The 10,203-nt window shown below is 62.1% G+C and carries 10 protein-coding genes; 9 read left to right on the top strand and 1 reads right to left on the bottom strand.

All coding sequences use genetic code 11. The annotated features are described in order from the left end of the window. Positions 1-244: 244 nt before the first annotated feature. The 4 genes from G0A00_RS22225 (at position 245) to G0A00_RS22210 (ending at position 4,013) form a co-directional block, all read left to right on the top strand. Positions 245-1,378, top strand: coding sequence for a C4-dicarboxylate TRAP transporter substrate-binding protein (locus G0A00_RS22225; protein ID WP_164184495.1), 1,134 nt, complete (start codon positions 245-247; stop codon positions 1,376-1,378). Between the two features lie 57 nt (positions 1,379-1,435). Then, on the top strand, positions 1,436-1,924 hold the full coding sequence (locus tag G0A00_RS22220; RefSeq protein ID WP_164184494.1) for a TRAP transporter small permease: 489 nt from the start codon (positions 1,436-1,438) through the stop codon (positions 1,922-1,924). Between the two features lie 8 nt (positions 1,925-1,932). Continuing rightward, complete coding sequence (locus G0A00_RS22215) at positions 1,933-3,243, top strand: TRAP transporter large permease (protein ID WP_164184493.1); 1,311 nt, start codon at positions 1,933-1,935, stop codon at positions 3,241-3,243. 119 nt (positions 3,244-3,362) lie between these two features. Beyond that, positions 3,363-4,013 (top strand): TetR/AcrR family transcriptional regulator, encoded by a 651-nt coding sequence (locus G0A00_RS22210; RefSeq protein ID WP_164184492.1) that lies wholly within the window; start codon positions 3,363-3,365, stop codon positions 4,011-4,013. A 20-nt stretch (positions 4,014-4,033) separates the two neighbouring features. On the opposite strand, the gene G0A00_RS22205 is transcribed toward G0A00_RS22210, so the two are convergent. Beyond that, a complete protein-coding gene (locus tag G0A00_RS22205; protein WP_203595477.1) occupies positions 4,034-5,269 on the bottom strand; it encodes an amidohydrolase family protein in 1,236 nt (411 codons plus the stop codon). A 262-nt stretch (positions 5,270-5,531) separates the two neighbouring features. Between G0A00_RS22205 and G0A00_RS22200 the strand changes: the two genes are divergently transcribed. The 5 genes from G0A00_RS22200 (at position 5,532) to G0A00_RS22180 (ending at position 10,184) form a co-directional block, all read left to right on the top strand. Continuing rightward, positions 5,532-6,446 carry a TRAP transporter substrate-binding protein gene (locus G0A00_RS22200; protein ID WP_164214280.1) on the top strand — a complete coding sequence of 305 codons (915 nt, stop codon included), beginning with the start codon at positions 5,532-5,534 and terminating at the stop codon, positions 6,444-6,446. A 70-nt stretch (positions 6,447-6,516) separates the two neighbouring features. Next, positions 6,517-7,038 (top strand): TRAP transporter small permease subunit, encoded by a 522-nt coding sequence (locus tag G0A00_RS22195; protein ID WP_164184489.1) that lies wholly within the window; start codon positions 6,517-6,519, stop codon positions 7,036-7,038. Positions 7,039-7,085: 47 nt separating this feature from the next. Continuing rightward, entirely contained in the window at positions 7,086-8,399 is a 1,314-nt protein-coding gene (locus G0A00_RS22190; RefSeq protein WP_164184488.1) for a TRAP transporter large permease, read from the top strand. Positions 8,400-8,404: 5 nt separating this feature from the next. Then, positions 8,405-8,929, top strand: coding sequence for a GAF domain-containing protein (locus G0A00_RS22185; RefSeq protein WP_164184487.1), 525 nt, complete (start codon positions 8,405-8,407; stop codon positions 8,927-8,929). A 28-nt stretch (positions 8,930-8,957) separates the two neighbouring features. Next, a complete protein-coding gene (locus G0A00_RS22180; RefSeq protein WP_164184486.1) occupies positions 8,958-10,184 on the top strand; it encodes an amidohydrolase family protein in 1,227 nt (408 codons plus the stop codon). Positions 10,185-10,203 lie beyond the last annotated feature (19 nt).

The raw sequence follows: 10,203 nt of genomic DNA, 5'->3' as shown, positions 1-10,203 counted from the left end.
TGCGAAAGGCCCGCCCCAACGGCGGGCCTTTTTGCATCCAGCTAAAACGCCATAAGCAAAGCCCGTGCACAGATGCACCCGCGCTCTGCGCAAAGCGCGGGCCGTAGGCGTCTGGATTTTAGCAGCAGAGGGGCGAAACGGTCGAAATTTACGTCAAGGGGTGGACATCTCGGGGAAAAAAGGTCTCCATGTTCAAAACAGACAAGACTGTTTGTGAATAATAAGTGTCCAACAGGAAAAAGAGATGACCATCCCCTACAGCAAAATTCTCTCGGCTGCCGTCGCTTGCGCAGCGCTCGCCGTGCCGGCACAGGCCGAAACAAAGTTCATCGCGAACGACTTCTTCGACGCGGCAACCCCGCTGGCCAAATACACCTATCTGGAATGGGCCGAGCAGGTGAAAGCGCTCTCGGACGGAGATCTCGTGCCGGATGTCTACACCGGCACGGTTCTGCTTGCCCCGCGCGCAAACCTTCAGGGAACGCAGGACAATATCGTTCAGCTGGCGCATCAGAGCGCCGTCTATACGCCCTCTGAGATGCCGGTTGCGAACGCGGTGCAGGAACTGGGCTTCAACTACTCGGATCAGTTCGTGATGCAGTTCGCGATCTCCGATTTCTCCATGCACAATCAGATACAGATGGACGAATGGCGCGACCTTGGTCTGGTGTATCTCGGCGGCTATGCCACCCCGCCCTATGTGCTTTTCTGCCGCGAACCGGTGCGCAACCTTGCGGAACTGAAAGGCAAGCGCATTCGCACCGCAGGCTCGACCGTCTCGGCCTGGGTCGAGGAAGCAGGCGGCATCCCGGTCAACGTGCCCTCGAGCGAAATGTATACCGGCCTCGAGCGCGGCACGCTCGACTGTGCCTCGAACGCGGCGAACGATCTGATCGACCGCTCGCTGTGGGAGGTCTCGGAACACACCACATTGCTGCCGACGGGCATGTACTGGTCCGGACCGATGTGGGGCTATAACGCCGATTTCTGGGCCTCGCTCACCGACGACAACCGAAGCGTGCTGATGACGGCGACGGCCCGCGCCATGGTGCGGCTGGCGATCGGCTATGATGCGGCGGCGCGCGACGCGCTGGAGGCTTCGGCCGAGAAGGGCAACAACATCTATGAGCCGGAGGCCGATCTTATGGAGTCGGTCGAGGCGTTCCGGGCCAAGGCGCTTGAAGGCATCTATGAAACGGCAGAACAGAAATACGGCATCACCGACGCACAGGCGCTGATCGACGATTTCCGTGCCGTGGTCGAGAAATGGGAAGGCCTTCTCGAGGGTGTTGATCGCTCGGACGAGGATGCGCTGACCGCGCTTGTCGAAAGCGAAATCTACGACACGCTCGAGCCTGCCAGCTACGGCATCAACTGAAAATAGGCCGGCGCGGGACCTCCGCGTCGGCCCTTTGCTGTCACGGAGCCGACACCGATGTTCACGCGGATCGCATCCTTCACCAACCGGCTATTTCTGGTCCTCGCTTCGGTCGCCATCGTGTTGATGGCGGTGCAGGTCACCACTGACGTGGTCATCCGCGCGCTGTTCAACAGCGCGGTGATCGGCACCCTCGAGGTGATTTCCTACTACAATATGGTCGGCTTGGTGTTCTTGTCCTTGGGATATGTGGAGCTGACGCATCAGAACATCCGGGTGGATCTGTTTGCGCAATACATGCCCAAAACGGTCCAGTTGGCGCTGTATCTGTTTTCCTGCCTCCTCGGGCTGGTCTTCTTCGGATGTCTCGGCTGGCAGACGCTGTTGGACGCCATCAAGGCGACGCAGCGGACCGAAACCGTCATGGCGAACTTCATCTTCCAAATCTGGCCGGCGCGCTGGCTGCTCCCGGTCGGCTTCCTTGGGCTTGTGCTGGCGCTGACGTCCAACTTCTTCTCGGCGCTCGCCCGCCGCGAGCCATACTGAGGCCAAATATGAGCAATCTCGAAATCGGCATCCTCTATACCGTCGCGGCGCTTGTGCTGATCGCGCTGCGCGTTCCGATCGGCCTTAGCCTCGGCCTCGTCTCGGTGCTCGGCATCGCGCAGATGTTCAGCTTCAGTGTGGCATGGGGGATGATCTCGGCCACACCCTTTGACTATGTCGGCCAATGGGAACTGTCGGCCGCGCCGATGTTCCTGCTCATGGGGTTCATCTGCTCATCGACCGAAATGACCCGCGGGCTGTTCACCGCGCTGCGGATCGCCCTCGCGCGGCTGCCCGGCGGCCTTGCCGTGTCGTCGGTCGCCGCCTGCGCGTTCTTTGCCGCCGCCGCCGGCTCATCCACCGCCACCGCTTCGGCGATGTCGCGCATTGCCGTGCCCGAGATGCTGCGCAGCGGCTACAATCGCGGCCTCGCCACCGGGACGATCGCCGCCTCTGGCACATTGGGCTCGCTGATCCCGCCGTCGGTTCTGCTCATCCTCTATGGTGTCTACGCGCAGGTCTCTGTCGGGCAGCTGTTCATGGCGGGCTTCATCCCCGGCATTCTGTCGGCGCTGATCTATATGGCCATGATCATCATCCGGGTGAAGCTGAACCCCGATCTGGCGGGCAGCGTCGCCACCGAGATCTCGCCCGAAGAGCGCCGCGAAGCCTATCGCGACATCTGGCCTCTTCCCCTGCTGATCGTCTCAGTGCTTGGCGGTATCTTCGCCGGGCTGTTCTCGCCCACAGAGGCGGGTGCCATCGGGGTTGCAGTGGCGCTGGTTATTGCGCTTGCTCAGGGTCGCCTCACACGCAAAGCGCTGATGTCGGCGATCCGCGACGCGGTGGTCGCGACCGGCTCCATCTTTATCATCTTGATCGGCTCGCTCTTCTTCACCCGCTTCCTCGCGCTGTCCGGCCTACCCGAAGCCTTCGCGCGGCTGATCCTTGGTGTCAGTTCCGAGCTTTGGTGGATCCTGCTCGCGGTCGCGGTCATCTATGTGGTGCTTGGGATGCTGATCGATAGCATCGGGCTTCTGCTGCTGACGATCCCGATCATGCTGCCGCTGATCAACGAAGTCGGCATGGACCCGATCTGGTTCGGCATCATCGTGGTCAAGCTGCTCGAGGTCGGGCTGGTGACCCCTCCGGTGGGCTTGAACGTCTATATGATCAAAGGCGCGCTGGGAGAGATGGTCACGCTCAAAGAGATCTTTCGCGGAGTCTGGTGGTTCGTGGCGATGGATGTGCTCACGCTGCTGATCCTGATCCTCTTCCCTGCGCTGACGCTCTGGCTGCCCACTTTGTCCTACCGGTAGCAGGCGCGTCACGCCCCGAAGTCCTGTTTTCAGAGAATGACGTTCAGCCCTGTTACAAACTCGCGTGTTTGCTTATTTTGTCACGGAACAGTGAGACGTCATGATCTGAGAGGCATCCGGTGACCGAAACGAACGGCGGCAAGCGTCGCACACAGGCCGAGAGGTCGGAGACCACGCGAAACCAACTTTGTGAGGCGGCGCTCGAAACCCTGAGCGAGCTGGGCTACGTCAAAACCTCGACGCAGGAAATCTCTCGCCGTGCGAAGGTGTCGCGCGGCGCACTGACCCACCACTTCGCCAGCCGCAACGAGCTGATCATCGCGGCCTTCGAACATCTGGTCACCAGATGGGAGGCTGAATGGCCTTTCAGTCTGGAGGGTATGGTTCCGCATCTCAGCCCTGAAGAACTGATCGACGTGCTCTGGGACAAACTGTTCGACACCGGGCGCTATGTCGCCTCTCTCGAGATGATGCTGGCGGCCAGAATTGACGATGAACTCGGGCAGGGACTGCGGTGCGTTCTTGACCGATGGACCAGCCGCCGTGATCGGATGATCGCGCAGATGCTGAGCCTGCCGCCCGAAGACCCGGCGGTGGCGCGTTTCGTTCAGATCAATCTCAGCGTGATGCGCGGTGTCGCCGTCCATGCGAGCTTTGACAGTCGGCCCGAGAGCCAGACGCTGCTGTTGCAGGACTGGAAGCGCATGCTTCGGACAATCATGGAGAACGACCCGGCGTTCTCTCCGAGTTTGCGCGCGACGCCCGAATAGGCGCCGCGCCTTGGCAGTGATTACGCAGCAAAATCGTTCTTGTGGAACGCACCGTCTTTCATGATGACTTTCAGCGTCTCGCCGTGGCGGGTGAACACTTCGGGATCGGTCGTCGGATCGCCGTCCACCACCAGGATATCGGCGCGCGCGCCCACGACGATCTCGCCGATTTCGCCCGCCATGCACATCATCTCTGCGTTGCGGGAGGTCGCGGAGATCAGCGTGTCGACCGGGTCTTCGACCTTGGCGCGGATGGTGAACTCGTTGCATTGATACTCATGCAGTTCGAGCCCCAGAAGATCGGTGCCGAAGCCGACATTCACGTTTGCTGCGCGGGCAATCTGAAGACTTTCGAGACCGCGCTCGCAAACGAAGGCGATCTTTTTCATGCTGGTGTCGCTAAAGCCGTATTTGTCCGCAAACTTGGTCAGGATGTCCGACGCAACGAGGGTCGGGCAAAGCCAAGCGCCCTTTTCCGCCATCAGCTTTGCGGTGGCCTCATCGATGAGATTGCCGTGTTCGATCGTGTGACAGCCAGCCTCGATGGCCGCGGTGATGGCACGCGGCGTATAAGCATGTGCCATCACATAGGTGTTCCATGCGACGGCTTCTTCGACGATCGCGCGCAGTTCTTCGCCAGAGAATTGCGTGTTGCCAATCGGGTCCGTCACCGAGGCCGCACCGCCGGAGGCCATGATCTTGACCAGCTTGGCGCCTTTGCGCATTTCATCCCGGGCCGCTTCGCGCACTTCCGCAACGCCGTTGCAGATCCGCCCGATCATCGAGCCGACCCGATCGTGCGTCGCCTCGCCGGGGGCGCGATAGATCGTGCGCATGTCGCCGTGGCCGCCGGTCTGGCTCAGCGCCAGACCCGAAATCACCAGACGCGGCCCTTTCAGCCAGCCTTCCTCGACGGCCCGCACAAGACCCGCATCGGCGCCGCCCGCGTCGCGCACCGTGGTGAAACCACGATCCAGCATCCCGCGCATGATATGGCCCGCCTGCGCGAAGACGAAGCTGGGCCACTGGACGCCCGCCGTCAGATCGACGCTGTTGGCAACCACATGCACATGGCCGTCGATAAGGCCCGGGGTCAGCACCCTGCCCCCGCAGTCAACCCGCTCTGCATCATCCGGGATTGCAACGTCTTCGCCGATCTCGGCGATGATCCCGTCCCGCACAAGCACGACGAGCCCGTCCCGCAGGGTCGGGTTGCGTCCGTCAAAAACGCGGGCATTTAGAAAAGCAGTGGTCATTGGCATCTCCTGTGGGACCAAAGTGCCCGGATTTTCAGCAACGCTGCAGGAAATGCAGGGCCCTTCGCCGGGATGTGAGGTTTCCGCTCACTTGCCAACAAACCTGTATGTATGTAATCTTCATGTCAAGCCGTACCCTAAGGCAAAAAACGATCGCAACAGAGAGCAAACCCAAATGAATATTTCCCGCACCCTGCCCCTATCCGTCCTGGCGACCGGCGCGTTTCTGTCCGCGTCCCTTCCCCTGCAGGCGCAGCAGTCGATGAACCTCGCGAACGAATATCCCGCGTCGTCGATCCACGCCACCACGGCTGATTTCTTTGCCGAACGGGTCGAAGAGCTGACCAACGGCGAGATCGAGATCACCAACCACCATGGCGGCGCGCTTGGCTATAAGTCGCTCGAGCAGTTCGATGCCGTGGGCGATGGCGCGCTCGAACTGGCCTCCTCTTCGCTGGTGTTCTGGACGGGGATCGATCCGCTGTTCCAGCTGCCGTCGCTGCCCTTCATCGCGCCGACGGCCGCCGACACCAAGGCGCTCTATGAAGCTGTGATGCCGACCTACAAGGAAAAGATGGCGGACTACGGCCAGATCCTGCTGGTTGCGACGCCTTGGCCGTCCTCGGGACTCTGGGGCCACAGCGCGCTCGACTCGAAAGAGGCGCTCGATGGGCTCAAGGTCCGCACCTATGATGTCTCGTCTACCGAGACGATGCGCAACGCAGGTGCGTTCCCGGTGCAGATCGGATGGGCTGACGTGCCCGCGCAGCTGTCGACCAATGCCATCGACTCCGTGCTCACCTCCGCCGACGGCGGTGTCGGCATTCAGATGTGGGAACAGCTCGATCACTTCACGGTCGTGAACTACGCCATGCCGATGCAGGCGATCCACATGAACGCCGATGTCTTTGACGCGCTCGACGAAGACGAACAGAACGCAATCCTCGAGGCGGCGGCCGAAGCCGAAGCCAAGGGATGGAAACTGCTCGAGACCCGCTCGCAGGACAACTTCGCCACGATGCGCGAGCATGGCATGACCGTCGTCGAGGAAGTGCCCGCTGAATTCTCGGAGTTCCTGACCGCATCTGCCCAGCCGTTCATCGACGAATGGCTGGAAAGCGTCGGCGATGAGGGCCGCGCGATCCTTGACGCCTATGAGGCCGCGCGAGAGAAGTAACTCCGCCTGCGGTCGGGGAAATCCCATCCCCGACCGCCCCTCCCTCTCAGAGCCCGAAGGAACGACCACGATGGCACGGTGCTATCTCTACTGCTTTCGCCTGTCGCAAGTCGCTGCGGCCTTCGCCTGTCTGACGCTTCTCTACATGGTCGGCCATGTGATCTACGAGATCGTGCTCCGGTCGGTGTTCCACACGTCGACCTTCGTTATGGATGAATTCGTCGGCTACGCCCTTAGCGGCTTCATCTTCTTCTCGCTCGGCTACGCGCTCGAAACAGAGTCCCTCATCCGCGTCACGGTTCTGACGCAGCATTTTTCCGATCGTGTTGCGCGGATCGTCCTCGCCTTGGCTTCCTTCGTGAGTGTTGGCTTGGTGATCCTGCTGGCGAACAGCTATTGGATCCGCGTCGCCCGCGCCTACAAACGCGGCACCGTCTCCAGCAGCATCGCAGCCGTGCCGACCTGGATCCCCGAGGCCATCATCCTTGTGGGGCTGGCACTCTTTGCCCTGCAACTCTTCGCGTTCGGGCTGCGGCATCTGACCGGGCACGCATCACCCGCCACCGTCCCGCCGTCCAGCCCGACGGAATGAACGCGACCGGCTCCGTCGCGGCCAGACCCAACGAATAGGCAATAAACATGGAAGCACTCATCGCGGCGCTCGCGGTCCTCGGAATGCTGATCGTCACGCTTGGCGCCGGCCTCTGGGTCTTCTTGTCGCTGGCATTGGTCGCGGGCCTCAGCCTTCTCTTCGTGCAGGGCATGCCCGTCGACCGCATCTCGACCATCGCCGCCGGGATCGTCATCCGCTACGCATCGAGCTGGGAATTGGCCTCGATCCCGATGTTCATCTGGATGGGCGAAATCATTTTCCGCACCGACATTTCCGACCGCCTGTTCAAGGGCCTCTCGCCCTTCGTCGAGCGGATCCCCGGCGGGCTGCTTCATACCAATGTGCTGGGCTGCACCCTCTTTGCCGCGATCAGTGGCTCGTCGCCAGCGACGACGGCGACCGTCGGGCGCATCACCACGGTCGAACTGTTTCGGCGCGGTTATGACAAGAGCCTGTCGGTCGGCTCGATCGCCGGGGCCGGGAGCCTTGGCCTGCTGATCCCGCCTTCGATCCTGATGATCGTCTATGGCATCCTCGCTGAGCAATCGATCACCCGCCTCTTTGCCGCGGGCATCCTGCCCGGGTTGCTGATTGCGGCGCTCTATGTCTGCTACGTAATGATCCGCGCACTGCTCGACCCGTCGGTTGCGCCCTCTGACCTGCCGAAACGCCGCATCCGCGACTATCTAATCGCGCTGGCGAACCTGCTACCCATCGGCATATTGATGGGCACCGTTCTTGGCTCGATCTATTCCGGTGTCGCAACGCCATCGGAAGCGGCAGCCATGGGGGTGCTTGCGGCGACCTGTATCACCATCGCCACCGGCCAGTTCAGCCTGTCGATGATGCGCGACACCCTGCTTGGAACCGCGCGCACCAGCACCATGGTCTGCTCGATCCTCATCTTTGCGGCGTTCCTCTCGACGGCGATGGGCTATCTGCACATTCCCGCCGACGTTGCCGCGGCCATCGGCGCCATGAACCTGTCGCCCTATGCGCTGCTTGCGCTGCTGACGGTCTTTTACCTTGGTCTCGGGATCATCCTTGACGGCAATTCGATCGTGGTGATGAGCCTGCCGATCGCGCTGCCGCTTGTGCTGCAGGCTGGCTTCGATCCGATCTGGTTCGGCATCTACCTCGTGCTCATGGTCGAGATGGCGCAGGTCACACCGCCCGTCGGCTTCAACCTGTTCGTGCTGCAGGGGGTCACCGGCTGGTCGATCGGCCAGGTCGCCCGCGCTGCGACGCCGTTCTTCCTGCTTATGGTCCTTGGTCTGCTGATCGTCACCATCTTCCCGCAAATTGTCCTTTTTCTTCCTGATGTGATCTACAACCGATGACTTTGATGCCCGCCCCCTCCGCCGACACACTGCGCGCTCTGGTGACCCGTTTGAACGGCGTCGCCGCTCAGGGTGACAGTGTCGCGCTCTTTTCCGAGATGCTGACGATCTCCAAGGAGACCTTCGGCAGCAAGCTCTTCTCGGCGCTGCTCTGGGACCCCGATCGCGGGGCCATTCTCCGGGTCTTCAGCGATGACCTCGAGCGCTATCCGCTCGGCGTTTGGAAGCCGATGGGACCCACGCCTTGGGGGGCCAAGCTCCTCAAGGGCGGCGTGCCGGTGCTGTGCCGCGACGAGACCGAACTTCGCTGGGCCTTCCCTGATGCGGACCTGCTGGTCAGCATGGGGTGCATCGCCAATCTGTCAGCGCCGGTGCGCGACAACGGCGAGGTGCTGGGCGTGGTGTCGATCTCCGAGCGTTCCGGGGCCTATGACGACGCGCAGCTCGCCGCCTTCGAACACCTCGCGCAATGTCTGGTCCCGGCCTACCGGGCCGAGATCAATCGCCACGCCGCGTCATTCGACGCCTGACCCACCGATCCTGCGGGAAGGAACGACTATGAGCACCAAACTCATCCGCAACGCCGCTATCGTCGATGGTAGCCAAGACCGCCCCACCGAGCCGCTGGACATCGCCATCGAGAACGGCCGCTTTGTCGAGGTCGGATCTGGACTGCGCTTTTCGGCCGACGAGACCATCGACCTCGAAGGCGGGATCGTCATGCCGGGCCTGATCGACTGTCACGTCCATGTCATCGCGACCACCGCAAATCTCGGGCAGAACGCCGAACTCCCCAACAGCCTTGTCACCATCCGGTCGCTCAAACTGATGAACGACATGCTAATGCGCGGCTTCACCACGGTGCGCGACCTTGGCGGGGCGGATATTGGGCTCAAGATGGCATCGGATGAAGGCGCGATCGCCGCGCCGCGGCTGGTCATCTGCGGCAAGGCCCTGTCGCAAACCGGGGGGCATACCGACTACCGCGGGAGCTATTCGAACCGCGACGTGAGCTGGTATGCTGATCGCCTCGGCACGCTCGGGCGGATTTGCGACGGCGTGGCCGAAGTGCAGCGCGCCGCACGTGAAGAGATCAAGGGCGGCGCTCAGTTCATCAAGATCATGGCCGATGGCGGCGTGTCTTCCCCTTCGGATCCGATTGGCTATCTGGTCTTCTCGGTCGACGAAATCAAGGCGGCGGTCGAGATCGCAAAAGGGTTCGGCACCTACGTCTCGGCCCATCTTTACGACGATCGCGCCATTGTCCGGGCGCTTGATTGCGGCGTCGAATGCATCGAGCACGGCAACCTGATTTCCGATGAGACCATCGCGCGCATCGCCCGCGAAGGGCAGGCCATCGTGCCGACCAATATCACCTACGACTATCTTGCCACCGAGGGACCGCGCTTTGGCCTTCCGCCGGAAAGCGTCGCCAAGGTCGCGGATGTGCGCGAGGCGGGGCTCGAACGCCTGTCCAAACTGCATGAAGCGGGCGCACTGATGGGCTATGGCTCGGACCTGCTGGGCGGCATGCAGGCGCAGCAATCCGGCGAGTTCGCTCTGCGCGCGCGCTATATGCCCAATCAGGCGGTGATCCGTTCGGCGACCCTCGATGCCGCGCGGGTGCTGCGGATGGAGGGCGAAATTGGGGTCATTGCCCCCGGCGCGCACGCCGACCTGATCGCGGTGCGTGGCAACCCGCTCGACGACATCTCGGTCCTTGCGGGCCAAGGTGAAGGCATTTCCATGGTCCTCAAAGACGGGCGCGTGATGACGCGCACCTGAGCACATCCTCCCCGAACCG

This window comes from Salipiger sp. PrR002 (genome assembly GCF_010500775.1).
Classification (GTDB): domain Bacteria; phylum Pseudomonadota; class Alphaproteobacteria; order Rhodobacterales; family Rhodobacteraceae; genus Salipiger.
Note: the sequence above shows the minus strand (reverse complement) of the source record. Positions and strands in the feature narration are given on the sequence as shown.

Coding starts and splice junctions, on each gene's coding strand:
- G0A00_RS22225 (WP_164184495.1), top strand. CDS start 245: ATGACCATCCCCTACAGCAAAATTCTCTCGGCTGCCGTCGCTTGCGCA.
- G0A00_RS22220 (WP_164184494.1), top strand. CDS start 1,436: ATGTTCACGCGGATCGCATCCTTCACCAACCGGCTATTTCTGGTCCTC.
- G0A00_RS22215 (WP_164184493.1), top strand. CDS start 1,933: ATGAGCAATCTCGAAATCGGCATCCTCTATACCGTCGCGGCGCTTGTG.
- G0A00_RS22205 (WP_203595477.1), bottom strand. CDS start 5,269: ATGACCACTGCTTTTCTAAATGCCCGCGTTTTTGACGGACGCAACCCG.
- G0A00_RS22200 (WP_164214280.1), top strand. CDS start 5,532: ATGAACCTCGCGAACGAATATCCCGCGTCGTCGATCCACGCCACCACG.
- G0A00_RS22195 (WP_164184489.1), top strand. CDS start 6,517: ATGGCACGGTGCTATCTCTACTGCTTTCGCCTGTCGCAAGTCGCTGCG.
- G0A00_RS22190 (WP_164184488.1), top strand. CDS start 7,086: ATGGAAGCACTCATCGCGGCGCTCGCGGTCCTCGGAATGCTGATCGTC.
- G0A00_RS22185 (WP_164184487.1), top strand. CDS start 8,405: ATGCCCGCCCCCTCCGCCGACACACTGCGCGCTCTGGTGACCCGTTTG.
- G0A00_RS22180 (WP_164184486.1), top strand. CDS start 8,958: ATGAGCACCAAACTCATCCGCAACGCCGCTATCGTCGATGGTAGCCAA.